The organism is Actinomadura sp. NPDC048021, assembly GCF_040653135.1.
Classification (GTDB): domain Bacteria; phylum Actinomycetota; class Actinomycetes; order Streptosporangiales; family Streptosporangiaceae; genus Spirillospora; species Spirillospora verrucosospora.
Genome location: NZ_JBEZJQ010000018.1, coordinates 65,823 through 90,488 on the forward strand (window position 1 = coordinate 65,823; position 24,666 = coordinate 90,488).

Below are 24,666 nucleotides of genomic sequence, written 5' to 3' on the forward strand. Positions count from 1 at the left end.
TCCCATCCCGGACAGGCCCACTTCACCCGGAGGCGTTCCTTGGCCGAGCAGGTCCCCGCGAGATCGGCGCCGATGTCGCACCGCCAGATCCTCGAAGCGCTCAGCGGCCTGCTGCTGGTGCTGTTCGTGGCGATGCTGAGCAGCACCGTCGTGTCCACCGCGCTGCCGCAGATCATCGGCGCCCTCAAGGGCAGCCAGTCGCAGTACACCTGGGTCGTAACCGCGACCCTGCTCGTGTCGACCGCCAGCACCCCGATCTGGGGCAAGCTGGCCGACCTCTACGACAAGAAGACGCTGCTCCAGGCGGGCGTCGGCATCTTCGTCCTGGCGTCCGTGGCGTCCGGGTTCGCGCAGAGCACCGCGCAGCTCATCGCTTTCCGCGCGGTGCAGGGCCTCGGCGTCGGCGCGCTGCAGATCCTCGTCCAGATCATCATGGCGGCGATGATCAGCCCGCGGGACCGGGGCCGCTACTACGGCTACCTCGGCGGCGTGATGGCCGTCGCCACGGTCGGCGGGCCGCTGCTCGGCGGCCTCATCGTCGACTCCGCGCTCGGCTGGCGCTGGTGCTTCTTCATCGGCGTGCCGTTCGCGGTCGTGGCCTTCGGGCTGCTCCAGAAGACCCTGCGGCTCCCGCACGTCCGCCGGCCCGACGTCAAGATCGACTACCTGGGCGCGACGCTCATCGCCGCCGGGGTCAGCGTGCTGCTGATCTGGATCACCTTCGTCGGCGAGAACTTCGCCTGGCTGTCGTGGCAGACGGCCGCGATGGCCGGCTCCGGCGTGGTTCTGCTCGCCGCGGCCGTGTGGGTCGAGGCTCGCGCCGCGGAGCCGATCGTCCCGCTGGACATCGTCGCGCGCCGCAACACCGCGCTCGCGATCACGGCCAGCCTGGCCGTCGGCATGGCGATGTTCGGCGGCGCCGTCTTCCTCGGCCAGTACTTCCAGATCGGGCGCGGCTACAGCCCGACCAAGGCGGGCCTGCTCACGTTCCCGATGATGCTCGGCGTGTTCGGCGCGTCCACCGTGGCCGGGCGCTTCGCCACCAGGACCGGCAAGGTCAAGCCCTACATCGTCTTCGGGACGGTCGTGCTGACCGCCGGGTTCGGCCTGCTCGCCACCATCGACCACCAGACCTCGCTCGTCTTCATCGGCGCCGCGATGTTCCTGGTCGGCGCGGGGGTCGGCATGACGATGCAGAACCTCGTCCTCGTCGTGCAGAACTCGGTGCGCCTCCACGAGATCGGCGCCGCGAGCGGGACCGTCACGTTCTTCCGCTCCCTCGGCGGGACGGTCGGCGTCTCGGTGCTCGGCGCCGTCCTGGCGAACCAGGTCGCGGACCGGATCGCCGACGGGCTGCGCAGGCTCGGCGTGAACCCGGGCTCGGGCGGCGGCGACGCGGGCACCCTCGACATCAGCGCGCTGCACCCGTCCGTCCAGCAGGTCGTCCGGTCCGCCTACGGCGACGCCACCGGCCACATCTTCCTGATCTCCGCGGCGATCGCGATCGTCGGCATCGTCGCGGCGGCGTTCCTCAAGCCGGTGACGCTGCGCGACAGCCTCGACCTCGGGGACTCGCCGGAACCTGCGAAGGGGGACGTCCCCGTCCCCGCCGCGGAGGGCCGCGCGTTGTCAGGCTCCTGACAAAAGCCCGGCCGAAGAGCTGGGCCGAGTCAGAAGAGGACGAGAGCCTCCGTCCGTACGGTCGGTACCCCCAACCCCGTACCCGGAGGCGTCAGATGAGCGGACGATCGGAGGACGGGCGCCGCGCGGCGCTGGCCGGCCGCGCGGCGTCGGTCGGCCGGGCGGGCGGGATGTTCGCCCGCAGCGGCCTGTGGCGTCCCGGACCGCCGCTGCGCGTCGCCCGCCAGCTCGGCGCGCTGCGCCGCTGGGGCACCCTGCTCGGCGGGACGCTCGCCTCCGCCGCCGCCCGCGACCCCGGCGCCGTCGCGATCGTCGACGACGCCGGCGAGCTGACGTACGGCGAGGTCGACGCCCGCACCGACCGGCTCGCCGCCGCCCTGTCCGCGTCCGCCCCCGGCTCCGGCTCCCCGCCCCGCGTGGCCGTCCTGTGCCGCAACCACCGCGGCATGGTCGAGACGCTCGTCGCGTGCAGCAAGCGCGGCTCTGACCTCGTCCTGCTGAACACCGGGATGAGCACCGAGCAGCTCGTGACCGTCCTGCGGCAGCAGGAGGTCGAGGTGGTGATCGCCGACGCGGAGTTCACCGGCTTCATCGCGGCCGTGCCCAGGACCGTGCGGGTGGTCACCGCGGGCGGGACGGGCTCGGAGCTGGAGAACCTCATCGTCACGACGCCCGCCGCGCCGATCGGCCCCCCGGCCAGGGCCGGCCGGACGATCGTGCTGAGCTCTGGCACGACCGGCCGCCCCAAGGGCGCCGACCGGCACTCGCGCCCGGGGCTGTCGCCGCTGGCGTCGATCCTGTCCCGCATCCCCTACCGGGTGCACGAGCGGATGTTCATCGAGGCGCCGCTGTTCCACACCTGGGGCTACGCGATGCTCCAGATCGCGGTCTCGCTGCGCGCCACGATCGTCCTGCGGGCCAGGTTCGACCCCGAGCGGACCCTCCGCACGATCGACCGGACCCGCGCGACCGCGCTGGTCGCCGTCCCGGTCATGCTGCAACGCGTCCTGGACGTGCCGGAGGCCGTGCGCCGCGCTCACGACACGTCCTCGCTGCGGATCGCGGCCGTCAGCGGCTCGGCGCTGCCCGCGACGCTCGCCACCGCCTTCATGGACGAGTTCGGCGACGTCCTCTACAACCTGTACGGGTCGACGGAGGCGTCCTGGGTGACGATCGCCACCCCCGCCGACCTGCGCGCCCGTCCCGACACCGCGGGCACGCCGCCGCCGGGCACGCGGGTCGCGGTCCTGGACGACGAGGGCGCCCCCGTCCCGCCCGGCGCCACGGGCCGCATCTTCGCCGCGAACGAGCTGCTGTTCGCCGGCTACACCGGCGGCGGCACCCGGGAGATGCGCGACGGCCTGATGAGCCTCGGCGACGTCGGCCACCTCGACGAGCACGGCCGGCTCTTCGTGCACGGCCGCGACGACGACATGATCGTCTCGGGCGGGGAGAACGTCTTCCCCGGCGCGATCGAGGAGGTGCTGGAGAAGCTCCCGCAGGTGCGGGAGGTCGCCGTGGTCGGCGTCCCGGACGAGGAGTTCGGCCAGCGCGCCGCCGCGTTCGTCGTCCTGCGCGAGGGCGAGACCCTGGACGCCGACGCCGTCCGCGCCCACGTCCGCGACCACCTGGCCCGCTACGCGGTCCCGCGCGACGTCCACTTCCTGGACGCCCTTCCCCGCAACCCCACCGGCAAGGTCCTCCGGCGAGCCCTCCCCACCTGACCCCGACCGGTCACCCGAGCTGTGTGAGGGTTCGTGCTGAGCGGTACGCCAGGCCGGGGCGTGGCCGGGTGGGGGCGTGCGGCGGAGGGGTGCGCGTCGGCAGGGCCCGCGTCAGACGGAGACGGCCGGGTGGCGGCTGTCGATCACGAACCAGAGGCGGGTGCGGTGCGGGGTCTGGTCCAGGCCCCATTCGTCGGCCAGGGCGTCGATGACGGTGAGGCCGCGGCCGTGGTCGAGGCGGGGCGGGCCGTCGGGGTCGGCCTGGGCGGGGCCGTCGTCGGACACCTCGACGCGGAGCCGGCGGCCGTCGGTGGCGATCGTGACGCTGATGAGGCCGGAGCCGTGCAGGATGGCGTTGGCGACGCCCTCGGCGGTCATCAGCTCGACGTCGTCGAGGAGCGTCCCGTCGGCGAGGACCTTCGCGGCGCGCTCGCGGACGGCCCGGCGGGCGCGGCGGCCGCCGTCGCCCTCCCCGGTGAAGCCGATCGGTTCGCCGAGCCGTTCCATCCCCTCGGTCACTGCATCACCACACTCGGTTCGGGAAGCGTTCCGCAATCATTCATCTGCGCTGAGTGACCGGGCGACGCTATGGACGCTTTGATCTTGGCCTTTCCGGGGCAGGTCGGCCTTAGGTGGCGGAGCTTACGGCAGGACTCGCCGCTCCAAGCGCACATCATGAAAAACATCTCCGTCGCGTGGGGCACTACTCACCCGGGCGCACAAAACCGGGAACTTCTCCGTCTTCCAGCCAGAATCACCGCACACCTTCCCCATGTCACGCTGGGGCTCCACCCCTGGGAGGAACGCCATGCACGCGGTCGTCCTCGCCTGCGTTGCGCAGGCCGTCTACATCGTCGCCTATGTCCTTTTCAAGACGGCCGCGGGGCGGATGAGCCCGCTCTCGGGCCGCCATCCGCTGCACGCCGCCGGTCTTCTCGTGCGAAGCCCGCGCTGGCTCGCCGGTCTTGCGGTGCTGACGGCGGGCTTCGGACTCTCCGCCACGGCGCTGGCCGCCCTGCCCGTCGCGGCGACGCTCCCCGCCTACGGGCTCGGTCTCGTCCTCCTGCTGGCCGTCGGAATGAGCGGCTTCGGCGAGCGGCCGACCTCGCGCGAATGGCTCGCCGTCCTCATCACGGTCGCCGCGATGGTCACCGCGGCGCTGTCGGTGCTGGACCACGCCGCCGCGGCGCCGCACCGCGTCGGCGCCGCGGCGGCCGCGCTGCCGCTGTGGAAGGCCGCGCTCGTGTGCGTGCCCTCGCTGGCCGTCCCGCTGTGGATGTTCTGCGTGCGCGACCGCCCGGTCGGCGGCCGGCACGCGCGCCCGCTGACGGGCATCGCGTCGGGGATCGGCGCGGGCGTCCTGCTCGGCGCGACCGAGGTCTTCGGGCAGGGCATGGCGATGATGTTCGCCGCGGGCCGGGGCGCGGACGTGCCCTCCTCGCCGCATCCGTACCTGTTCCTGCTCGCGGGCGCGTTCGGCGTCGGGCTGCTGTCGATCGGCCTCCAGCGCTGCCGCCTCACCGTCATCGTCACCGTCGTCACGGTCACCGCGAAGACGCACCTGCTGCTCTCGGCCACGCTGCTGTACGCGGAGCCGTGGCCGCGCGAGGCCGGGCCGTTCTGGCTCCGGGCCGCGGGCGTCGGGCTGGCCGTGCTGGCGCTGCTGGCCTTCCCCCGTCACGAGCGCCGGGCCCCGCTCGCGCCCCCCGCCCGGACGTCCCCCGAGCCGCGCGAACGGCCCGCCGTCCTGCCGCTCGCGCCGCGCACGCGGCGCGCGGCGCCGCCGTCCCGTCCGGGCGGTGCGCCGTCCGTGCCGCCGTCCCAGGTCAGCGCGCCTCCCGGTAGGTGGGCGGCCGGGCAGGGCCGGGAGCGACATCTAGGCAATGTCAAGATAGAGTGGAGGTGATCCCGAGAGAGAGGACCGCGTGATGGCGGAGGACCCCGGCCTCGCACGGCAGATGTGGCACCAGCTCGAACCCCTCCACGCCCTGTTCTGGTACTCCCCGGAGGTCTTCGCCGAGGCGCGGGGGCTCGGCTACGACGTGGAGACGCGCTGGCCGAGCTACTTCGCGTGGCGCGCCGCGCCGCTCGGCGCCGCGGGGAGCGAGGCCGTGTCGGCCGCCTTCTACAGCTTCAGCCCGCGCATGGTGGCCGAGCACGTCCCCGCCGCCTGGACGGTCGCGCCGCCCGACCGCGTCCTGGAGGCCCGCCTGCGCGCCGTCGACCGCATGTACCGGACGCTTCTCGGCGACGGTGCCGGGAGCCCGGACCTGGCCGAGGCCGCCGAACTGGCCCGCGCCGCCGCCGAGGCCGCGAGCACCGCCGGCCGCCCGATCGCCGCCGCCAACGCCGGCCTGCCCTGGCCGGACGAGCCGCACCTCGTCCTGTGGCACGCCATCGGAATCCTTCGCGAGCAGCGCGGGGACGGCCACGTCGCCGCGCTCCTCACCCGCGGGCTCGACCCGGTCGAGGCGCTGGTGTCGTTCGCCGCCGTCGGGGCCGCGTCCCCGGAGACGTTCGCGAGCCGCGGCTGGACCGGCGAGGAGTGGGCCGCCGCCCGCGACCGCCTCGCGTCCCGCGGGCTCGTCGACGCGGACGGCGCCGCGACCGGCCGGGGGCGCGAGCTGCGCGACGACGTCGAGCGGACGACCGACGACCTCGCCTACGGGCCGTGGCGGACGCTCGGCGCCGCCAAGGCCGACCGGCTGGCGCAGCTCACGATGCCGATCCTGGTGAAGGTGCTGGAGACCGGGCTGATGCCCGCGCAGAACACCCTCGGCATCGGCAGGATCCAGGCGCCGCCCCGCTGAGTCACCGGGTCGGGAGCCGCCAGGCGGTCCCCTCCAGGCGGCCCGTGTTGCCGAGGTCGATCGGCCCGTCGGCCGGGACGATCACGACGGGCCGCCCGGGCGCCGGGCGGACCTCGAGGTACGTGCCGGCCACCGCCACCGTGTCCGCCTCGGTGACCGTGTTCCGCCAGACGATCACGAACTCGGCCGTGCGGCCCGGACGGATCGTCAGCGGCTTCGGCCCGGCGTCCTCGACCTGCCTCGTGCCGCGCACGGCCGTGACGTTGAACGGCTGCCGCCTGTCGTCGAGGACGCGCAGCGCCGGGTAGCCGTTCAGCCGGTACGGGCGCTGCCCGCAGTTACGCAGCTCGACCCGCGCCGCGCGCAGGCCCATGGCGGCGTCCGGCTCGTTCATCGAGACGGCGATGCCCTCCGGCGTGCAGGGAGGCGGGGGCGGCGACGAGCGCGTCGCCACCACGAGAGGGGTGGGAGGCGCCGGCGTCGCGGCGGGTCCCGCGTCGCGCCCGGCGCCGGGCACGGCGGCGGTGCCGCACGCGCCGAGGGCGAGCGTGCTGAGGACGAGCGTGCCGACGGCGGGGCCCGCCGCGCCGATCAGGCGGAGACGGGTCCGCTTCGTAACGGTCACCCCCAGATCATCGCAAATGCCGGAGACCGCGCGGGCGGGCGGGCGTGCGGCGCCCCGCCGCCGGCCGGTGCGGGGCGGGGACGGGGGCGGGGACGGGGGCGGGGACGGGGGCGGCGCGGCGCGACCGCAGGTGGGCGGCGCGGAGCGCGACCTCGATGCCGAACCGGGCCTCCGGGTCGGCCAGCGCGTCCCCGAGGGACTGCTCGATCTTGCGCATCCGGTACCGGACGGTCTGGGGGTGGATGTGCAGCCGCTCGGCGATCTCGGCGGCGGTGCCGCGGGTGACGAGCCAGGTCCGCAGCGTCTCGGTCAGCCGGTCCCGCCGGCCCGGGGTCATGCCGTCCAGGATGCCGAGGCGGCGCCGGGTGAGCTGCTCGACCAGCGCGGGATCCGACAGCAGCCACAGCGCGACGAGGTTCTCCTCGCACAGCGTCACCGGCCCGTCGAGGACGCCGTCGAGTGCGAGGCCGAGCGCCTGCCGCGCCCAGCGCAGGGAGTCCGCGGCCTGGCGGGCCGGCATCGCGACGCCGACCGCGATGCGGCGGCCCGGGAGCGCCTCGTCCAGCATCGCGCGGCGCTCTGGGGTGAACGGGCCGGGCAGGAGCAGGTGCGGCTCCGGGCACTCCAGCTCGGCGAGGACGTCCTCGTCCAGCGCCGTCCAGACGCAGGGGGCGTCCGGCTCGACGGCGACCAGCGTGACCTGGTCCGGAAGCGGCCACCCCGCCCCGTCGGCCGCCTCCTTGAGGTCGGCGGCCGTGGCGGGCTCGGCGCCGTCCGGGCCGGGGACGGCGAGGAGGAGGCGCAGCAGCCGCCGGCCCCGCTCGTCCAGCGCGCGGATGGGACGCGCCCTGGCGTTCCGGTGGCCGTCGAGCGACTGCGCGGCCAGCTCGTCCATGTAGGCCAGCAGCGCGTCGGCCAGCCGCGACAGCACGGCCGACGAGATGTCGTGGCGCGGCGCGACCTTCATGACGCGGCGCCAGGCGACCTGCCCGCCGATCCGGTACGCGGCCTGGAGGCTGTCCATGCTGCGCCCCTCGTGCGCCTCGTACTGGCCGAGCATCCGCGCCGTCCCGGCCGGGTCGTCGCCGGCCGCCGCCCCGGCGGGCGACGCGATCCGCTCGGTGAACGCGGCCAGGCTGCGCTCGACCCCGAGCCGCAGCACGTGGCCGTAGGGGCCGTCGAGCGGCCGGGCGTACTCGGGGATGGCGCGGCGGATCTCGGCGACGATCTCCTCGGCGAGGCTCGGCAGCTCCGGCCGGATCAGCTCGGCGAGCCGCGGCGGGAGAGGCGCGGCGCGCTCGGCGGGAACGCCCGATGCGAGGGCTCGGTTCATCGGCACACCTCCGTCTGGCCCGCGTGCCCGGCTGCGCGGCGGGACGCCCCGACCGTACGCACCGCGCGCACCCTTCTTCTGTAGGGCGGAGGAACAAAAGCCCGCGACCACTGCTCATCCGCTTATAAGCGAGCCCGCGCACCAGCACCGGGATCAGGCGCAGAAGGCGGTGTCGGCGGCCTTGGCGAGGTCGGCCCGGAAGGTCTTGTCGTACTCCAGCTTGGACTCGTTGTAGGTGATGACGGCCTGGCTGCGTCCGTCGGCGCTGGTGTAGGTCCAGGTCCGGTATCCGGGGAAGCCGCCGTCGTGGCCCCACGCGTACCCGCAGGAGAACTTGATGCGGGCGACGCCGAGGCCGTAGTCCTCCACGACCCCGTCGTCGTTGACCGGCCGGACGGTCCGCATCTCGCGCATCTGCTTCGGCGGCAGCAGCCTGCCGGTGAACAGGGCGCGGTGGAAGCGGGCCACGTCGTCGACCGTGCTGACGATGCCCCCGGACGTCCTCGCGCTGGACGGACTGATGAGCGTGCTCACGTCCCCGTAGTCGTAGTAGTACCCGTGCACGTAGCGGCCGGGGAACGAGGAGTCGGTCGTCGGGTAGGACGTGTTCCGCAGCCGCAGCGGCTCGAAGATGCGCTGCCGGAACTCGGCGCCCACCGACCGCCCGGTCGCCTTCTCGATGACCATTCCGGCCAGGATGTAGTTGGTGTTGGAGTAGTTCCAGCTCGTCCCGGGCGCGTACTGCGGCGGCTTCTCCATCGCGATCGCGATGAGCTCCGACGGCGTCCAGGCCCGCGCGGGGTCGGTCATCACCCGCGGATCGGGCGTGTAGTCGTTGAGGCCGCTGGTCTGCGCGAGCAGCTGCCGGATGGTGATCTTCGATCCGTCGTTGCCGTTGCCCGCGACGACGCCCGGGAGCCACGTCTCCACGGTGTCGTCCAGCGAGAGACGGCGCTCGGCGGCGAGCTGGAGCACGACCGTCGAGGTGAACGACTTGGTCACGCTCGCGATCCGGAACAGCAGCCGGTGGTCCATCGGGGCGCCGGTGGCCTTGTCGGACACGCCCGCGGTGACGTGCGAGACGCGCCCGCCGCGGCGCGTCATCACGATCACGCCGGGCGCGCCGTCGGCGACGAGCCGGCCGGTGGCCGCCCGCACCTTCCGGTCCAGCCCGTGCGGGCCCTCGGACGGGGCCGCGCTCGCCGCCGGGGCGGCGACGAGGGCCGCCCCGGCGATCAGGGCGGTGGCCGAGGCGAGCGAGGCGGTGAGGGAGATCCGCGACATGGGTTCCTCCTGGAGGGTCGTCTGCCGAACGTGATCAACACTGCCGGTCGCCGGACCCGGCGGCACTGGGCCGAGAACCCGGACGGAGGGTGTACCTGACGACACCTGGCGCGGTGGACCTCCGGATGTATATTCGACAGGTACTCCAATAGCAGGAGGTGCCCATGCCGGACGCCGAGGTCGCGATCATCGGGGCCGGACTGAGCGGGATCGGCATGGGGATCGCGCTCCTGCGCGCCGGGATCGACGACTTCGTGGTCCTGGAGCGCGCCGGGGACATCGGCGGGACGTGGCGCGACAACGTCTACCCCGGGATCGGCGTGGACGTGCCCGCGCAGGCGTACCAGTTCAGCTACGCCCTCAACCCGCGCTGGAGCCGGGTGTTCGCGCCGGGCTCCGAGGTCAAGGAGTACATCGACCGGCTCGCCGACCGGTACGGCGTGCGCCGCCACGTCCGCCTGCGCACCGAGGTCACCGAGCGCGCCTGGGACGAGGACGCCGGGCTCTGGCGCCTGCGGACGCCCGCAGGGGAGGTGACGGCCCGCTTCGTGGTCAGCGCGATCGGCGCGTTCGTCGATCCCAGACCCGCCGGCCTCGCGGGCCTCGACGACTTCCGGGGCGCGGTGCTGCGCTCGTCCGGCTGGGACCACGGCTGCGACCTGACCGGCAAGCGGGTCGCGGTCGTCGGGACGGGCGCCAGCGCCGTCCAGATCATCCCCGAGATCGCGCCGCTGACCGCGCGCCTCGACGTCTACCAGCGCACCCCGATCTGGGTGGGGCCGAAGCTGGACGCGCCCGTCCCGCGCCCGGTGCGGTGGCTGTTCCGGCGCGCCCCGCGCGTCCAGGACGCGGTGCGCCGAACGGCCACGCGCGGTGTCGAGATGGTCCTGGTCGACCTGGTCGTCGGGCACGGCAGGGCGCCCTACCTCGCCCACGGCGGCGCGCGGCTGGCCCGATCCCTCTGGTACCGGACGCAGGTCAGGGATCCCGGCACCCGGCGGAGGCTGACGCCCGGCTACGGTCTCGGCTGCAAGCGCCCGTCCGTCTCCAACACCTACCTCAGGACCTTCAACCGGCCGAACGTCGCCCTGGTCACCGACCCCATCGACCGGGTCACCCCCACGGGCGTGCGCACCGCGGACGGCCGCGAACGCGACGTGGACGCCATCGTCCTCGCGACGGGGTTCCGCCTGGCCAGCGACCCGGAGGTCTACCGCCGGACCCCAGTGCGCGGCCGCGACGGCTTCGACCTCGCGACGTTCTACACCGAGAACCGGCTCGCCTCGTACGAGGGCATCAGCATCCCCGGGCTGCCCAACCACTTCATGATGTTCGGCCCGTACGGCTGGGTCGGCGGCACCTGGCACCAGCTCGTCGAGACGACCTCGGCCCACGTCGTCCGCGTGATCAAGGAGGCCCGCCGCCGGGGCGCGACCTCGGTGGAGGTGCGTCCCGAGCCGACCGAGCGCTGGACGAACCGCATGCGCGAGCGGCTCGCCGGCTCCCTCTGGGCGACCAACGGCTGCGCCACCGCCAACAGCTACTACTTCGACCATCACGGTGACACGCCCTATCTGCGGCCGACGAGTGCGGCGCAGGCCGCGCACGCCGCCCGCACGTTCCCGCTGGACGACTACGTCTACTCGGCCCCCCACACGCCCCCGCGTCCGAGATGAGGTCCGCATGACCCAGCACGCCATCCAGACCCGCCGGGTCGCCTTCGACCACCCGAGGGGATCCCTGCGCCGCCACTACGTGGACGGCGACCTGGTCATGAGCCACCTCGTGGCCCTGCTGTCCGCGACGTTCCCGCCTGGCGAGGACTTCTTCGTCCGCTCGGTGCGGCACTACCGCGACCGCGTCACCGACCCGGACCTCGCCGCCCGGGTGCGCGGCTTCATCGGGCAGGAGGTCGTCCACGGGCGCGAGCACGACCACCTCAACCGGACGCTCCGCGCGATGGGCTACCCGACCCATCGGATCTCCGCCGTCGTCGAGCGCGACCTGCGCCTCGCCGACCGCTTCCTGCCGCCGATCGTCCGCCTCGGCTTCACCGCCGGGCTGGAGCACTACACCGCGACCGTGGCCGAGTGCCTGCTCACCGATCCCCGCGCGCGGGACCTGCTCGGCGACACCAGCGTCCGGTCGATCCTGCTGTGGCACGCGCTGGAGGAGTCCGAGCACAAGGCCGTCGCGTTCGACGTCTTCCGGCACGTCGGCGGCACCGAGCGCACCCGCGTCCGGACCATGCGGGTCATCAGCGCCGGGTTCCTGTTCCTCATGGTCACCGGCACGGCCGTCTCGGTGCTGGGCGACCCCGCCGCCTACCGTCCCGGACGGCTGCGCCGCAGCCTCGCCGCGCTCCGGCACTCGCCGTTCCTCAAACGCGAGGTGATCCGGCGCCTGCGCGCCTACAACGAGCCCGGCTTCCACCCGGACGACTTCGACAGCACCGACCTGCTGGAACGCTGGCGCGAGGAGCTGTTCGGCGCCGAGGGGACCCTCACCGCCAACCTGAAGTGACCGGCCGCGCCCCGGGCCCCGTCAGCGGGGGGTGACGACCGTGCGGTCCCCGTCCCGCTCGTACGCCACGACCTGGACGACCGGCAGGTCGGCCGCGTCACCGGTGCGCGGGCCCGGCACCATGAGCAGAGGGGCGTCGCCCTGCCGGTCCGGCGCGTCCTCGTGGGAGCCCAGCTCGCCGACCGACCTCAGCCGCGCGACGCCCGGCCCCGCCGCGGCCACGAGCCGCCAGCGCCGGGGCGACCGCCACCACACCGCGGCGGTCGTCGTCTCGCCGGGCGAGGCGAAGTCGCCGTTCGTCCCTCCCCGCTCCGACAGCGCCTGCCCGTCCTCGGAGATCAGCATCGAGCGGCCCGCGCCGCCCGGCGGGGAGGACGCGTCCACCGTGAGCAGGGTCGCGCGGCCGCCGCCGTCGGGCAGGCGCCCGCTCCAGAGCCGCCCCAGCCGCAGGTCGCCCGACTCGCTCAGGGACGTCGCCCCCGCGCAGGCGACGGCGTTCAGCGCCGCCCACCCGGACGGCCGCTCCTGCTCCGCCGGTTCCCGGAACCACACGCGCGGCGCCGCCGACCGCGGATCGTTCGAGGCGAGCTGGGTGACCGTCCCCACCCCGGACCTCATCTGGAACACCACGTAGTTCTGGCACCTCGGCGTGAACCAGTTCCACGGCAGTGGAGCGCTCAGCCCGTCCCGGACGTCCACCGGCCGCCATTCCGGGGACCGCCCGGACGGCACCGCGGCCCGCACGTCCAGCAGCCACGGCGGGACGAGGTAGCGCCACGTCATGCCGACCATGATGAGCTGCCCCGCGTCGGTCCCGAGCTTGCGGACCGACTCCACGCCCCGCGACAGCCGCCGCTCGAAGTACTGCGCCACGCTGGTCGTGTCCCGCGGTCCGGGGGAGTCGCGCAGCACCACCAGCGACGCGCCGTCCACCGTCCCGGCGTACAGGACGACGACGCGGCCGAGCGGCGGGTCGCGGCGGTCGCCGCGCCAGGCGTCCGCCGCCCGCCGCAGCAGCTTCGCGTCGCGGAGGAGGGGGCCTTGCGAGGGCCAGTCGTCGATGCTCGGCGTGCTGTTCGCCGACCACGCATGGAGACCGATCAGGGCGGGCGCGCCGCGGCCTTCGTCCGCCCGGGTGAGGAAGGCCCCGGCGACCGTCAGGAGCGCCGCGGCGACCACGACCGCCACGGCGGCGCGCCCCGCGCGCGGGAAGGTGAGCGGCGGCCGCAGCCGCACGAGGTCGGGGTCGAACGCCTCGATCTCGGCTCGCTGCGCGGCCTCGTCCATGTCCGTCCGGTCGCCCACGGCGCTGATGGTCCCGTCGACGTCCCCGAAGACGATCGGGAGATGGACGCCCAGCTCGGCGACGACCTCGGGGGCGGAGAGCCCGTCCCGGTGGAGCAGGTAGGCGAGCCGCTCGTGCGGCGGTAACTCCAGGAGAGCCGTCCGGACGGGGCCCGGTTCGCCGCGCGCGGGCTCGAAGAGGAGGCCGCGAAGCCGGTGCCGTCCGGTCGGCGGGTCTTTGAGCAGGGTCGCGACGAGCTTTGCACGCATGGCCGGATAGCCGCCGCGCCGCACCCGCATCGCCTCGGCGACGGCCCGGCGGGCGGGCGAGAGCGGGTGGTCTCCGTCGTCGAGTGTCAGGTAGGCGAGCCGCAGAAGGCGGCCGTAGTGCTCGCGTTCCATTCGTGGCACCGTCCCTCTCCTCCCCGCATTGTGGGCGCTCCGGCCGGTGACGGCCAGAGGCGCCGGGGCCGGGATCGGGGTGGGATGGCGTTGACATTGAAATCACGTTGTCGTCGAATAATTGACGATTGTTCACGTTCTGTTTGATCCTCCTCTCATTCGCCCTTCGTGAATCCGGCCTTTCCGCAGGCCGGGCCCCCGCACGAAACGGAGTTACGAATGAGAAAGCCCCTGCTCGCCGTCCTGGCCGCGGCTCCCCTCGCGGCCGTCCTGGCGACTCCCGCGCAGGCGGTGACCCCCAACGCCCCGCTGACTCTCGCGGCACCCGGTCAGGGCGTCAGCGGCCAGTACATCGTGACGCTGAAGTCCGGTGTCTCGGTCGGCAGGACCGTCTCCAAGAACGGCATCAGCGCGGGCCACCGGTTCGGGAAGGTGCTGAACGGATTCTCCGCGAAGCTCACTTCCGACCAGCTCGCCAAGTTGCGCCGTACGCCCGGCGTCGCGTCCGTCGAGCAGGACGCGGTCGTGCGCGTCGCCACCACGCAGCAGAACCCGCCGTCGTGGGGGATCGACCGCATCGACCAGGACAGCCTTCCGCTGTCCAAGAGCTACACCTACAACGCCGCCGGGTCCGGAGTGACCGCCTACATCATCGACACCGGCCTCTACCCGTCCCACCCGGACTTCGGGGGCAGGGCCAGCAACGTCTACGACGCGACCGGCGGCAACGGCGTCGACTGCAACGGCCACGGCACCCACGTCGCGGGGACGGTCGGCGGCACGAGCTACGGTGTCGCCAAGAGGGTCAACCTGCGCGGCGTCCGCGTCCTGAACTGCCAGGGCAGCGGCACCAACTCCGGTGTCATCGCCGGCATGAACTGGGTCGCCCAGAACCACAGCGGTCCGTCCGTGGCGAACATGTCGCTCGGCGGCGGTTACTCGTCCTCGGTGAACACGGCCGCGAACAACCTCGCGAGCTCCGGCGTCTTCCTGGCCGTCGCCGCGGGCAACGACAACGGCAACGCCTGCAACTACTCGCCCGCCAGCGCGAGCAACGCCACCACCGTCGCTGCGAGCACGAGCACCGACGCCAAGGCGTCCTACAGCAACTACGGCAGCTGCGTGGAGCTGTACGCGCCCGGGACGGGCATCACCTCCACCTGGCTGAACGGCGGGACCAACACCATCAGCGGCACGTCGATGGCGACCCCGCACGTCACCGGGGTCGCGGCGCTGTACAAGTCCGCGAACGGGGACGCGTCCTACAGCACGATCCGCAGCTGGCTCGTCTCCAACGCCGTCAGCGGAAAGATCACCGGCAACCCGTCCGGCACCCCGAACCTCCTCCTGAGCAAGCGATCCCTCTAGAAGACCGCGTCGATGGGCCGTCGGAAGCGACGGCCCATCGACGGCCGCGGCGGCTCAGCGGCCCAGCGCCCCGCGCACGGTGAGGCCGTGCCGCGTCCGCAGACGCCGCAGCTCCCACATCGCCACGGCGGTGACGGACAGCGGTGCTCCCAGGATGAACCCCAGCCGCACCACGAACGGGACGCCGCCGTAGGCGCCCTGGAAGACGTCGAAGACGGCGACCTCCCAGACGAGCAGCGTCGCGAGGAGTGGCGGGACCGTGTCGTGGAGGTCGGCCGTCCGGAAGACGTGCACGAGTGACTGCACGATGCCGTAGAGGCCGAAGGGGATGTACCACAACGAGAAGGCGCCGATCGCGAACAGCAGCACCAGCCGCCACGGTGACGCCGTCCAGTCGGTGTCCTCGGTCACATAGCCCAGCCCCGTGGCCAGTCTCGGCGCGGCGAGCGTTATCGCCAGCGTGAGCAGCGCCCCGGCGGGTTTGGCCGCGCGGCGCAGGTACAGGCGCCGGTTGGGCGGACGGGCCGCCGCGATGAAGACGGTGACGGCGATCGGGAACGTCACCGCCAGCGTGATGAGGGTGGTGCGGATCTGGGCGAAGCGGTCGTCCAACACGCCGTTGGGGTCCTTCGCCAGCCCGTAGGAGAACAGCATCCACGTGACGGCGACCAGACCGACGACCGTTCGCCAGATCTGCACCTTCTTCACCGCCGGGTCGTGCACGCGTTCCGGCCGGGACGGCGTGAAGACCGCGCTCCCGACGGCGAACGGATTGAAGAGACGCCCGAACGTCATCCGGCGCGGCGGACCCGGCTGCCACGGACCCTGCGGGGGCCGCCCCGGGCCCTGCGGCTGCTGCCATGAGCCCTGCCCCTGCTGCCAAGGGCCTTGCGGCTGCTGCCAGGGGCCTTGGGGTTGCTGCCAGGGACCTTGCGGCGGCGGTCCGGGCTGCCACCCGGGTCCGGGCGCTTGTCCTCCTCCGTACGGATTCATCGCGCCCTGCCTCCGCTTCCGCTCATCCCGCGTCCTTCCCTCGCCGCGCCCGAGGCCACGAGGAGAATACGCAGGATCTCACCGAGTGAGAACGCTTTATCTCGATCCCGGCCGGGCCGCTGTCGCCCCGAGGACACGTGCCGCCGGGAACCAGGCCCCTCCGCTCCCGCACACGCGATCTTGAGTCGACTCGCCTCCCGTCACGTTCTCGCAGGTAGGAACGATTCTCAGATTTCGCTCGCACTTTCTGTTATCCGGGCGTACCCGCCAGGTCTCCCAGGTGTCCGACAAATCCTCGGAAACCAGGAAGGCAGGCTCACGTGAGCGAGAGGAACAGCACGGGGTCGAGACGGAGTCCCCGGACGCGCCGCGGCAGCTACGGGCGGGCGCCGCGTCCGAGCGGGCGGTGGTGGGCCGCCGTCGGCGCGAGCGCGAGCGTGGTCGCCCTGACGGCCGGGGTCGCCTACGGGGTCACCGGGTCTTCGGAGGCCCCGGCCGATTCCAGGCCGGTCGCCGACCGCGCGGCCCCCGCGCCCACCCCGTCCCCCGCCAAGGCGAAGGCGCCCGCCGGCAAGCCCACGGCTTCCAAGACCGCCAAGCGCTCGACCGTCGCGAAGAAGCCCGCGAAGCACATCACGAAGCGTCCGCAGAAGAAGAAGCGGCCGGTCACGCCGGCGCCCCGTTCCACGGCGCCCGGCGGCGGCAGCGTGGGCGGCGGCACGCTCGCCCAGCAGGTCGTCGCCCTGACCAACGCCGAGCGCGCCAAGAACGGCTGCGGGGCCCTGACCGTCGACTCCCGCCTCCAGGCCGCCGCGCAGGGCCACTCCGCCGACATGGTCGCCCGCGGCTTCTTCGACCACACCAACCCCAGCGGCAGGAGCCCGGGCGACCGGATCACCGCCGCCGGTTACCGCTGGTCCACCTATGGCGAGAACATCGCCTACGGCCAGCGGACGCCCGCCGCCGTCATGTCCGCCTGGATGAACAGCTCCGGGCACCGGGCCAACATCCTCAACTGCCGGTTCAAGAACATCGGCGTGGGTGTGGCGCTCAAGTCCGGGACCCCGTACTGGACGCAGAACTTCGGCGCCCGCTGACGTGCGGAGGCGTGCGCGCACGGGAGGGGCGCGAACCCGTCCGGCGCGCACGCCTCACTGAGGTGAGGCGAAGTCCTGCGTCCACCAGGGGCCGCCGGGGCCGGACGCGACGCCCACGCCGATCTCGGTGTAGTCGCAGTTGAGGATGTTGGCGCGGTGGTAGGTGCTGGTCATCCAGCTCGACACCGCCGAGGACGGCGTCGCGGCGCCCTGCTGGATGTTCTCCGCCCAGGCCCGCCACCGGTATCCGGCGGCGGTGATGCGGGCGCCCGGATCCTGCCCGCCCGCGCCGTCGTGGGAGAGCACGCGCCGCGCCGCCATGTCGGCGGAGTGCCTCTGGGCCGCCCTGGTCAGCCTCGGATTCTCGCGCAGGGGACGGCACCCGTGCCTGGCCCGCTGGATGTTGGCGAGGCGGACGACCTGGCGTCCCGGGCTGAGGGGCGCCGTGGACGTCTTGCGCGGCTTCGGCGAGCGTCGGGTCTTGGACGGGGTGGGCGACGGACGTTCGGAGGAGGTCGGCGCCGCGCTCGGAGTGGCGGCGGGCGCGCTCGGGAGCGCGGCGGCCGGGGGCGGCTCGTCGCCGGGCACGGCGAAGAACCAGACGGCCACCGCGACCGCCGCCACCGTGGCCGTCCCGACGATCGCCGCCGTCCGGGCCCCGCGCGAGGCGTGCAGGGCGACGTCCGCGCCCGACAGCTTGGCGTTCGCCAGGTCCGCCGCCGACAGACGGGCCGGGGGCGGGACGAGGACCATGCCCGCGAGCAGCGCCTCCGCCGGGGCGAGCCTGCGCCGGTGCGCGCGGCAGGCGTCGCAGCCGCGCGCGTGGCGGGCGATCCGCTTGCGCCACACGGGCGTGGGCCGCCGGTTCCACGAGGCCGTCACCTCGGCGAGGCCCGGGCACGGCGGCGTCGCGGCGAGCACGCGGACCACGAGCCGTCCCGTCTCCAGCTGCTCCTTCATCCGGTTCACGCGCACGGCCGCGTGGCGCCGCTTCACGTCCAGGGCCGCGGCGAGTTCGGTGCGCGTCAGCTCGCCCGAGACCTCTAACCACCACAGCGAGAGCAGGTCGCGGTCGGCGGGGTCCAGCCACCGGGTGGCCTCGGCGATCTCCTTGCGCTGCCCGGACAGCCCGAGCCGGACGATGGTGGTCTCGACGAAGTCGCCGCCGGGGTCGGGGATCTCGTGCGCGGCGTCCAGGCCGACGGCGGGGCGCCTCCGGTTCGCCGACCACCGGCGCCGCACCTGGTTCATCGCGATCGCCACGAGCCAGGACCGGAACCGCGACGGGTCGCGCAGGCCGCCGAGGCCGTTCAGCATCCGCAGCATGGTGTCCTGGACGACGTCGTCCACGTCCGCGTGGCCGTCCAGCGCCCGGCCGACGACGTTGTACACCAGCGGCAGGCAGGTCGACACCAGCCGTTCCCTCGCCGCCGCGTCCCCGGCCTGCGCCGCCGCGACCAGCCGCTCCTCGCCGCCGTCCATCCGCATCCCTTCGCGCCACCGGACCGAACCGTTCGGCCACGCCAGAAGAGACCCCGCCACCCTCCCGTCGATTACAGAAAAACTAGGACATGTCCAAGCGGGCGGGTGGGCCGTCCGGCCCGGCGGCGCGTCCCGCGGTTCACCGGCGGGAGCGGCTCACACCAGTGAGGCGTCGCGCGACGCGGGATCCGCCGCGATGAGCGTGACGGACTCCCTGACCGTCTCCAGCGCCGCCGCCCGTTTCTGGTCGGTCATGTGGGCCGGTCCATAGGTGACCACGGGGTCGAGCACCCGGTAGCCGACGAACTCCAGCATTCCGCGATGGATGTGGAACAGGAAGTCGTCCATGGAGCCGAAGACGCCAGGTTGGAACATCTCGCTGGGACCGCCGGTCGTGAACAGCAGCATCGCTCGCTTGCCGGCGAGGGCCGCGTTCTCGAAGAGACCGTGGTCGCCGCCGAAGACCGCCCCCATGGCGAAGACGCGGTCCACCCATCCCTTGAGGATCGCGGGCAGCGAGAACCACCACATCGGGAACGACAGCACGAGCAGGTCGGCGGCGAGCAGGCGGTCGAGGTGGGCCTGGACGGTCGCGTCGAGCGTCCCTTCCCTGACCGCGCGCATCTGCTCGGCCTGCGGCTTGAAGTGGCCCTCCACCGAGGGGAAGTCGTCGCGGGCGAGGGTCGGGGCCCAGGCGTCGGCGTAGAGGTCGAGGACGTCGACGCGGTAACCGGCCTCGCGCAGGGCCTGGGCCGCGGTGGTCATCTGGGCGGTGCTGAACGAGCGGGGCTCGGGATGGGCGTGGACGATCAGGGCGAGGGGAGCGGCATCCGAGGTCGACATGGGAAAATCATATCGACATATCGCGATTCGTCAATCAGATGGTGATGGCGAGCGCCTCCGCCAGCCGCGCCAGCCGCTCCTCGTCCCGCCGGTAGTGGGTCCACTTGCCCACCCGGGTCGCCCGCACGAGCCCGGCCCGTTCGAGCGTGCTCATGTAGCTGGAGACGGTCGACTGGGCGAGCCCCGCCTTGGCCTGGATGTGCGTGACGCACACGCCGACCTCCTCGCGGTCCGCGATCGGCTCCCACTCGCCGAAGTGCCGCTCGGGCTCCTTCAGCCACTGCATGATCTGCAGTCGGGCGGGATTGCCGAGGGCCTTGAACACGTCGATCAGCTCCTCCGGCCCCAACTCCGCCGCCGCGGCCATCAGCCATCTCCCTCACAGTCGAACCGACAGACCACGATATCTCGATACCTGAGCCGAGGCGGCCGGACTCACGGCCGCCGCCCCCGCAGCGACCGGACATGCCGTGGTCAGTCGAGGCGGTCGGCCTTGCCGAGCAGGTAGCGCTGCTCCACCTGGTTCTCGGTCAGGGCGGCCGCCTGGCGGTACAGAGCGGCGGCGGACGCGTCGTCGCCGGTCATCTGCAGAAGGTGGGCGCGCACCGCGCGCTCGCGTTGCCGCGTGAGGGGGTCGCGGTCCAGGCGGTGCCGGCCGTTGAGGTCGTCCAGGAGGGCCAGGCCCCGGGCCGGTCCGAACGCTCGGGCGACCGCCACCACGCGGCTGAGCCGGATCGGCGCGGTGGGCGTGAGGCGTTCGAGCCAGAGGTACAGCATCGCGATCTGCGGCCAGTCGGTCTCCTCCGGCGACGCGGCCGCCGCGTGCACGGCGGCGATGGCCGCCTGAAGCCGGTACGGGCCCGCCGCGCCGCGGTTCCAGACGCCGTCGATCAGCTCGGTGCCCTCGCGGATCAGGTCCGGGTCCCAGCGCGTGCGGTCCTGCTCGTCCAGCGGCACCAGCTCGCGGTCGGCGCCGGTGCGGGCCCGGCGCCGCGAATCGGTGAGCAGCATCAACGCCAGCAGGCCCGTCGCCTCGGCGTCGCCCGGGAGCGAGGCGTGGAGCATGCGGGCCAGCCGGATCGCCTCCCGCGTCAGGTCGACGCGGGCGAGCTCCCGCCCGGCCGTGGCCGTGTAGCCCTCGTTGAAGACGAGGTAGAGCACCCGCATCACGGCGGCCATCCGCTCGTCCCGGTCGGCGTCGGTCGGGGGAGTGAAGCGGGCGCCGGCGCGGGCCAGCCGCTGCTTGGCGCGGCTGATCCGCGTCCCCATGGTGGCCTCGGTCGTGCCGTGGGCGTGCGCGATCTCGGCGGTCGTCAGGCCGCCGACCGCGCGCAGCGTGAGCGCGACCTGCGACGTGGTGCTCAGCGCGGGATGGCAGCACAGCATCAGCAGCGTGAGGCTGTCGTCGACCTCCGGCGGGGGACCGGCCCGGCGGGCCGGCGCCCCCATGGCCAGCTCGGTCATCCCGGCCTCGTGCTCCCGCCGGCGCCGCGCCTGGTCGGAGCGGAGCAGGTCCACCATGCGCCGGTAGCCGATCCTGATCAGCCAGCTCCGCGGGTCTTCCGGCACGCCCCGGGCAGGCCAGTCATCGCTCGCCGCCAGCAGGGCCTCCTGGACGGCGTCCTCGGCGATGTCGAAGCGTCCGAAGCGCCGCACCAGGGCGCCGAGCACCTGCGGCGCCTCCGCGCGCAGCAGATGCTCGACGTCGCCGTTCACGCCGCGAACTCCTCCCCCATGATCGGCCGGATCTCGATCGGCTCGCCGAGCACCTCCACGATCCGCGAAGCGATCTCCACGGCGCGTTCCCGGCCCGCGACGTCGATCACGGCGAAGCTGGCCAGGACCTCCTTGAGCTCGGCGAACGGCCCGTCGGTCGCGACCACGCCGTCCGGCGCCCGGCGCACCGTCGTGCTGACCACCGGGTGGCCGAGCCCCTCGCTGGTGACGAACTCGCCCGTCTCGGTCAGTTCCCGCTCGACCTTCTGGTACTCGGCGAACGCGGCGAGCGCCTCCTCCGACGGAGCGTCGGCGGTGGCGGCGTCCCAGGCGGCGGCCGGGGTGTAGCTGAGCAGCAGGTACTTCATGGCGATCCTCCCCTTGGTCCCACAGTGCACGAGCCAGGTTCCCGCTGTACAGCCAGGTCAGCCCGGGTGCGTGCTCCGGCGGCGCAGCGACAGTGCGACGACGGTCGTCCAGGTGAAGGCGACCAGGCCGTTCAGCGCGATCTGCAGGCTCATGTGATCCGGCGACATGGGCACCAGCAGGACGAGAGCGACGGCCCCGTTCAGCACGGCCGGCAGCACGGCCCGACGGCGCGCGCACCGGACGGTCATCACGGCGGCCGCGATGGCGAGGGCCGTGAAGGCGACGGCCGCCGCGACCGAGTGCGCGACCCCGTGCCAGGACATCTGGTCGACCGGCCCCTCCGGTGTGCCGGCCGGGAAGCCGTTCTCCGGATCCATCGGGAGCAGCCCGGCGGCCACCAGCCCGGCCCCGAAGACCCCGACGAGGACGGGCAGCGCCCACCGCCCGGCCCCCTCGGTGATCGTGCGCCTGAGGCCGACGGCCAGGGCGACGCCGCCCAGCCCGGCGAGCACGAACGTGACGATCTGGATCCAGCCGAGATCACCGGTGGCGAGCTGGCTGATCGGGTGCCGCCTGATGTCGAAGCCGTCCCGCATGACCATCTGGGTGACGGCCGAGGCGAAGAACAGCGGCCCGGTGAGGGCGCCGGCGACCAGGACGCGGGACGTCCGGCGGACGCCGACCGAAGGGGCGATGGCGGTGGTCATGGATTCCTCCTCATCGATGGGTTCTCGCCGCTACCTCGGGACCGGGCCCCGGATCTCGACGTCCCGCAGAAGTGACCTACGTCACATCGGTGTCATGTCCGAAAGCGTCCGGGGGCTCCGAGGTACCGGCGAACACCCGCGAAGAGGAGGACACGATGTCCGAGAAGAGCCCGAACGAGAACGTTCCGAACGAGAGCGACCAGCCGAGCGTCGAGGTTCAGGCCCTCGACCGCCTGGTCGGAGCCTGGAAGGTCACCGGCGGCGCCGAGGGGACCGTCCGCTACGAGTGGATGCCCGGCCGCTACTTCCTGCTCCAGCACGTCGACCTCACCCAGTTGGGCGAACCGGTCACCGGCATCGAAGTGATCGGCAAGCTCCGCCCGTTCGGCGAACCCGCGGGCGAGGACGTGATGTCGCGGTACTACGACTCGCTCGGCAACACCCTCGACTACGTCTACGAGCTGACCGGCGACAAACTGACCATCTGGGGCGGCGCCAAGGGCAGCCCCGCCTACTTCGAAGGCACCTTCAGCCCTGACGGCAACGCCCTCACCGGCGAATGGGTCTACCCCGGCGGCGGATACAGGTCCGCCATGACCCGCATCTGACACCCGCGAACGACGACCAGAAGCGCCGGGCCCGATCAACGGGCCCGGCGCTTTTCGCTTTCCCGCGGGATCCACCTCGACGAACCGCCGGCCTCCCGGCGAGGCGGCCGGATACCCGCTGACCGGCTCACGCTCCGTGCCGGGCGCGGCGGGAAACGGACGGTCCCCCCTGCAAGGCCGCACAAGGCGGCAAGGCTGAACGCCGAAAACGAGAAAGGACGTCTCGCATGAGTGAGATGCCTGACAGGCTCCGATCCTGCTCGCCCGAGGCAGTGGTATTGGAGACCAGTCGAAAGACCGCGGGCTGGGGCCTCTTCGTCCCCGGCTCGGAACCCGTCCTGACCGTCAAGCCTGGCGCGTGCGTCACCATCAACACCGTCAGCTGGACCGGGGCGACCGCTCCCGAGGGCCCGATCGCCTACTTCCGGGCACTGGGGGTGCCCGCCGACCAGGTGCTGCCCGAGCTGCTGGAAGTGGCGGCGATGCCGCGTCCGGAGGGATCGAGCGGCCACGTCCTCACGGGGCCGATCGGCGTCGAGGGCGCCGAACCGGGCGACGTGCTGGAGATCCGCGTTCTGGATGTCTCGCCGCGCGTTCCCTACGGCGTGAACAGCAGCGGCCCCGGCCTCGGGGTCCTCGGCGATCTTCTGGAGCGGCGGACCTCCCGCCTGCTCCGGCTCGATCCCGAGCAGCGGTTCTACGCCTTCGGGGGCGGCATCGAGATCCCCTTCAGGCCGTTCGCGGGGATCATGGCGGTCGCGCCGCCCACCGGGGTCGGCGCCGTCTCCGCCAACCCGCCCGGCAGGTGGGGCGGCAATATGGACTTCCGCGATCTCGTCGCGGGGTCCACGCTGTACCTCCCGGTCTTCCAGCCGGGCGGTATGTACTACACGGGCGACACCCACGGCGCGCAGGGGCACGGCGAGGTCGACCAGACCGCCGTCGAGCACTCGATGAAGGTGACCGTCCAGTTCTTCGTGCACAAGGGCGGCGCCCTGAAGTTCCCCCGCGCGGAGAACCGTGATCACGTCTGGTGCACGGGGATCCACGCGGATCTCAACCTGGCCATGCGGATCGCGGCCGAGGAGGTCGTCGACTACCTCGTCGGCGTCCTGGGAATGACGGGTGTCGAGGCCTACCGGCTCTCCAGCCTCGTGGTCGACTTCAAGGTCGCCGAGGCGGTGAACGTCAACAAGGTCGTCATCGCCGAGATCCACAAGGACCGGCTGCGCCCGCTCGTGGGCGGGGCCGACGTCCCCATCGTGGGTCGCGGACACCACCGGCCCGCCGGTTCCTCCGTCTCCTGACGGTGCCGCAGGCGGGCCCTGAGATCTGCGGCGTCGCCGCCGTCTGACAGCGGCGACGGCGACGGCAAGGGTGAACACCCGGGGGTCCACGGGATCTGAAGCTCCGTGGACCTTCAGCACGAGGCGTCCCGGCAGAAAGGCGGCATCAGCCGCCCAACGCCGGGACGCTTTCTCGTTCCACGAGCACCTGCGAAGGCGCGAAAGCGTCGCCGTCCGCGAGAGAGGAATGCGGCCCCCGACCGTTCAACATCGCGACATCGCGCGTTCCCACGGCATCGACATCGGCGCCGACGAGAACCCCGTGCTTCCGGGGGGCGTCAGGCTCGACTGCAGGGTGCTGACCAAGGACGGACGGCGGCTCGTGAGGATCACCGTGCACGACGCGGTGCCGAAGGAGTTCAGCCCCCGGCAGGTGGTGGCGCAGATCTGGACCGGCTCGGACGGCTGCCAGCACGGCAGCCACTGGACCGACGAGGGCACGGCCTGCTGGGGAGAGGTCCTCCTGGAGGACCCGGCCGGGGGCGAGTCTCCCGCCTGAGCCTCGCCATGC

At 73.1% G+C, this 24,666-nt stretch carries 23 protein-coding genes; 11 read left to right on the forward strand and 12 right to left on the reverse strand.

The genetic code is table 11. The features are described from left to right. Nucleotides 1-72: 72 nt before the first annotated feature. Both AB0C87_RS27495 and AB0C87_RS27500 read left to right on the forward strand, forming a co-directional pair. Nucleotides 73-1,641: an MDR family MFS transporter gene (locus tag AB0C87_RS27495; RefSeq protein WP_360580319.1), complete on the forward strand. Its 1,569-nt coding sequence runs from the start codon at nt 73-75 to the stop codon at nt 1,639-1,641. Nucleotides 1,642-1,736: 95 nt separating this feature from the next. After that, nucleotides 1,737-3,365 carry an AMP-binding protein gene (locus AB0C87_RS27500; RefSeq protein WP_360580191.1) on the forward strand — a complete coding sequence of 543 codons (1,629 nt, stop codon included), beginning with the start codon at nt 1,737-1,739 and terminating at the stop codon, nt 3,363-3,365. Nucleotides 3,366-3,476: 111 nt separating this feature from the next. Here the strand turns inward: AB0C87_RS27500 and AB0C87_RS27505 are convergent, their stop codons facing one another. After that, a complete protein-coding gene (locus AB0C87_RS27505; RefSeq protein WP_353835922.1) occupies nt 3,477-3,884 on the reverse strand; it encodes an ATP-binding protein in 408 nt (135 codons plus the stop codon). Between the two features lie 289 nt (nt 3,885-4,173). On the opposite strand from AB0C87_RS27505, the gene AB0C87_RS27510 reads away from it, so the two are divergent. Together AB0C87_RS27510 and AB0C87_RS27515 are read left to right on the forward strand one after the other, a co-directional pair. Beyond that, a complete protein-coding gene (locus AB0C87_RS27510; RefSeq protein WP_360580194.1) occupies nt 4,174-5,271 on the forward strand; it encodes a hypothetical protein in 1,098 nt (365 codons plus the stop codon). Nucleotides 5,272-5,293: 22 nt separating this feature from the next. Then, nucleotides 5,294-6,175, forward strand: a complete 882-nt coding sequence (locus AB0C87_RS27515) for a hypothetical protein (protein ID WP_353832042.1) — start codon at nt 5,294-5,296, stop codon at nt 6,173-6,175. Between the two features lies 1 nt (nt 6,176). Here the strand turns inward: AB0C87_RS27515 and AB0C87_RS27520 are convergent, their stop codons facing one another. From AB0C87_RS27520 to AB0C87_RS27530, 3 genes are all read right to left on the reverse strand, one after another. Then, entirely contained in the window at nt 6,177-6,800 is a 624-nt protein-coding gene (locus AB0C87_RS27520; protein ID WP_353832041.1) for a DUF4232 domain-containing protein, read from the reverse strand. Between the two features lie 7 nt (nt 6,801-6,807). Then, entirely contained in the window at nt 6,808-8,133 is a 1,326-nt protein-coding gene (locus AB0C87_RS27525; protein ID WP_360580196.1) for a helix-turn-helix domain-containing protein, read from the reverse strand. Between the two features lie 153 nt (nt 8,134-8,286). Continuing rightward, a complete protein-coding gene (locus tag AB0C87_RS27530; protein ID WP_360580198.1) occupies nt 8,287-9,417 on the reverse strand; it encodes a serine hydrolase domain-containing protein in 1,131 nt (376 codons plus the stop codon). Nucleotides 9,418-9,581: 164 nt separating this feature from the next. Between AB0C87_RS27530 and AB0C87_RS27535 the strand changes: the two genes are divergently transcribed. Then, nucleotides 9,582-11,093, forward strand: coding sequence for an NAD(P)/FAD-dependent oxidoreductase (locus AB0C87_RS27535; RefSeq protein ID WP_360580200.1), 1,512 nt, complete (start codon nt 9,582-9,584; stop codon nt 11,091-11,093). 7 nt (nt 11,094-11,100) lie between these two features. Continuing rightward, complete coding sequence (locus AB0C87_RS27540) at nt 11,101-11,940, forward strand: metal-dependent hydrolase (protein WP_345171016.1); 840 nt, start codon at nt 11,101-11,103, stop codon at nt 11,938-11,940. Nucleotides 11,941-11,961: 21 nt separating this feature from the next. On the opposite strand, the gene AB0C87_RS27545 is transcribed toward AB0C87_RS27540, so the two are convergent. Then, nucleotides 11,962-13,635 (reverse strand): hypothetical protein, encoded by a 1,674-nt coding sequence (locus AB0C87_RS27545; RefSeq protein WP_360580202.1) that lies wholly within the window; start codon nt 13,633-13,635, stop codon nt 11,962-11,964. Between the two features lie 210 nt (nt 13,636-13,845). Here AB0C87_RS27545 and AB0C87_RS27550 point away from each other — a divergent pair, with 210 nt between their 5' ends. Then, nucleotides 13,846-14,994: a S8 family serine peptidase gene (locus AB0C87_RS27550; RefSeq protein WP_353832036.1), complete on the forward strand. Its 1,149-nt coding sequence runs from the start codon at nt 13,846-13,848 to the stop codon at nt 14,992-14,994. A gap of 54 nt (nt 14,995-15,048) precedes the next feature. Here the strand turns inward: AB0C87_RS27550 and AB0C87_RS27555 are convergent, their stop codons facing one another. Continuing rightward, complete coding sequence (locus AB0C87_RS27555; RefSeq protein WP_360580204.1) at nt 15,049-15,789, reverse strand: hypothetical protein; 741 nt, start codon at nt 15,787-15,789, stop codon at nt 15,049-15,051. Between the two features lie 518 nt (nt 15,790-16,307). On the opposite strand from AB0C87_RS27555, the gene AB0C87_RS27560 reads away from it, so the two are divergent. Then, a complete protein-coding gene (locus AB0C87_RS27560; RefSeq protein ID WP_353832034.1) occupies nt 16,308-17,084 on the forward strand; it encodes a CAP domain-containing protein in 777 nt (258 codons plus the stop codon). Between the two features lie 54 nt (nt 17,085-17,138). Here the strand turns inward: AB0C87_RS27560 and AB0C87_RS27565 are convergent, their stop codons facing one another. The 6 genes from AB0C87_RS27565 to AB0C87_RS27590 form a co-directional block, all read right to left on the reverse strand. Next, on the reverse strand, nt 17,139-18,566 hold the full coding sequence (locus tag AB0C87_RS27565) for a sigma-70 family RNA polymerase sigma factor (protein WP_353832033.1): 1,428 nt from the start codon (nt 18,564-18,566) through the stop codon (nt 17,139-17,141). A gap of 156 nt (nt 18,567-18,722) precedes the next feature. Beyond that, a complete protein-coding gene (locus AB0C87_RS27570; RefSeq protein ID WP_360580207.1) occupies nt 18,723-19,409 on the reverse strand; it encodes an NAD(P)H-dependent oxidoreductase in 687 nt (228 codons plus the stop codon). A gap of 34 nt (nt 19,410-19,443) precedes the next feature. Further along, nucleotides 19,444-19,776: a helix-turn-helix domain-containing protein gene (locus tag AB0C87_RS27575; protein WP_353832031.1), complete on the reverse strand. Its 333-nt coding sequence runs from the start codon at nt 19,774-19,776 to the stop codon at nt 19,444-19,446. A 107-nt stretch (nt 19,777-19,883) separates the two neighbouring features. Further along, on the reverse strand, nt 19,884-21,125 hold the full coding sequence (locus AB0C87_RS27580) for a DUF6596 domain-containing protein (RefSeq protein WP_360580209.1): 1,242 nt from the start codon (nt 21,123-21,125) through the stop codon (nt 19,884-19,886). Beyond that, the gene (locus AB0C87_RS27585) at nt 21,122-21,493 is read right to left on the reverse strand and encodes a YciI family protein (protein ID WP_360358709.1); all 372 of its coding nucleotides are present in this window, start codon (nt 21,491-21,493) and stop codon (nt 21,122-21,124) included. The genes AB0C87_RS27580 and AB0C87_RS27585 overlap by 4 nt, the downstream gene beginning before the upstream one ends. Nucleotides 21,494-21,550: 57 nt before the next feature. Beyond that, the gene (locus tag AB0C87_RS27590; RefSeq protein ID WP_360580211.1) at nt 21,551-22,201 is read right to left on the reverse strand and encodes a DUF998 domain-containing protein; all 651 of its coding nucleotides are present in this window, start codon (nt 22,199-22,201) and stop codon (nt 21,551-21,553) included. A 155-nt stretch (nt 22,202-22,356) separates the two neighbouring features. On the opposite strand from AB0C87_RS27590, the gene AB0C87_RS27595 reads away from it, so the two are divergent. From AB0C87_RS27595 to AB0C87_RS27605, 3 genes are all read left to right on the forward strand, one after another. Continuing rightward, complete coding sequence (locus AB0C87_RS27595) at nt 22,357-22,809, forward strand: hypothetical protein (RefSeq protein ID WP_360580213.1); 453 nt, start codon at nt 22,357-22,359, stop codon at nt 22,807-22,809. Between the two features lie 278 nt (nt 22,810-23,087). Continuing rightward, nucleotides 23,088-24,116 (forward strand): acetamidase/formamidase family protein, encoded by a 1,029-nt coding sequence (locus AB0C87_RS27600; protein WP_360580215.1) that lies wholly within the window; start codon nt 23,088-23,090, stop codon nt 24,114-24,116. 226 nt (nt 24,117-24,342) lie between these two features. Next, nucleotides 24,343-24,654, forward strand: coding sequence for a hypothetical protein (locus tag AB0C87_RS27605; protein ID WP_353832025.1), 312 nt, complete (start codon nt 24,343-24,345; stop codon nt 24,652-24,654). Nucleotides 24,655-24,666 lie beyond the last annotated feature (12 nt).

What these genes read in the sequence shown, in the direction of transcription:
- AB0C87_RS27495 (WP_360580319.1), top strand. Translation starts at nt 73, where the DNA reads ATGTCGCACCGCCAGATCCTCGAAGCGCTCAGCGGCCTGCTGCTGGTG.
- AB0C87_RS27500 (WP_360580191.1), top strand. Translation starts at nt 1,737, where the DNA reads ATGAGCGGACGATCGGAGGACGGGCGCCGCGCGGCGCTGGCCGGCCGC.
- AB0C87_RS27510 (WP_360580194.1), top strand. Translation starts at nt 4,174, where the DNA reads ATGCACGCGGTCGTCCTCGCCTGCGTTGCGCAGGCCGTCTACATCGTC.
- AB0C87_RS27515 (WP_353832042.1), top strand. Translation starts at nt 5,294, where the DNA reads ATGGCGGAGGACCCCGGCCTCGCACGGCAGATGTGGCACCAGCTCGAA.
- AB0C87_RS27525 (WP_360580196.1), bottom strand. Translation starts at nt 8,133, where the DNA reads ATGAACCGAGCCCTCGCATCGGGCGTTCCCGCCGAGCGCGCCGCGCCT.
- AB0C87_RS27530 (WP_360580198.1), bottom strand. Translation starts at nt 9,417, where the DNA reads ATGTCGCGGATCTCCCTCACCGCCTCGCTCGCCTCGGCCACCGCCCTG.
- AB0C87_RS27535 (WP_360580200.1), top strand. Translation starts at nt 9,582, where the DNA reads ATGCCGGACGCCGAGGTCGCGATCATCGGGGCCGGACTGAGCGGGATC.
- AB0C87_RS27540 (WP_345171016.1), top strand. Translation starts at nt 11,101, where the DNA reads ATGACCCAGCACGCCATCCAGACCCGCCGGGTCGCCTTCGACCACCCG.
- AB0C87_RS27550 (WP_353832036.1), top strand. Translation starts at nt 13,846, where the DNA reads ATGAGAAAGCCCCTGCTCGCCGTCCTGGCCGCGGCTCCCCTCGCGGCC.
- AB0C87_RS27555 (WP_360580204.1), bottom strand. Translation starts at nt 15,789, where the DNA reads ATGACGTTCGGGCGTCTCTTCAATCCGTTCGCCGTCGGGAGCGCGGTC.
- AB0C87_RS27565 (WP_353832033.1), bottom strand. Translation starts at nt 18,566, where the DNA reads ATGGACGGCGGCGAGGAGCGGCTGGTCGCGGCGGCGCAGGCCGGGGAC.
- AB0C87_RS27570 (WP_360580207.1), bottom strand. Translation starts at nt 19,409, where the DNA reads ATGTCGACCTCGGATGCCGCTCCCCTCGCCCTGATCGTCCACGCCCAT.
- AB0C87_RS27575 (WP_353832031.1), bottom strand. Translation starts at nt 19,776, where the DNA reads ATGGCCGCGGCGGCGGAGTTGGGGCCGGAGGAGCTGATCGACGTGTTC.
- AB0C87_RS27585 (WP_360358709.1), bottom strand. Translation starts at nt 21,493, where the DNA reads ATGAAGTACCTGCTGCTCAGCTACACCCCGGCCGCCGCCTGGGACGCC.
- AB0C87_RS27590 (WP_360580211.1), bottom strand. Translation starts at nt 22,201, where the DNA reads ATGACCACCGCCATCGCCCCTTCGGTCGGCGTCCGCCGGACGTCCCGC.
- AB0C87_RS27595 (WP_360580213.1), top strand. Translation starts at nt 22,357, where the DNA reads ATGTCCGAGAAGAGCCCGAACGAGAACGTTCCGAACGAGAGCGACCAG.
- AB0C87_RS27605 (WP_353832025.1), top strand. Translation starts at nt 24,343, where the DNA reads ATGCGGCCCCCGACCGTTCAACATCGCGACATCGCGCGTTCCCACGGC.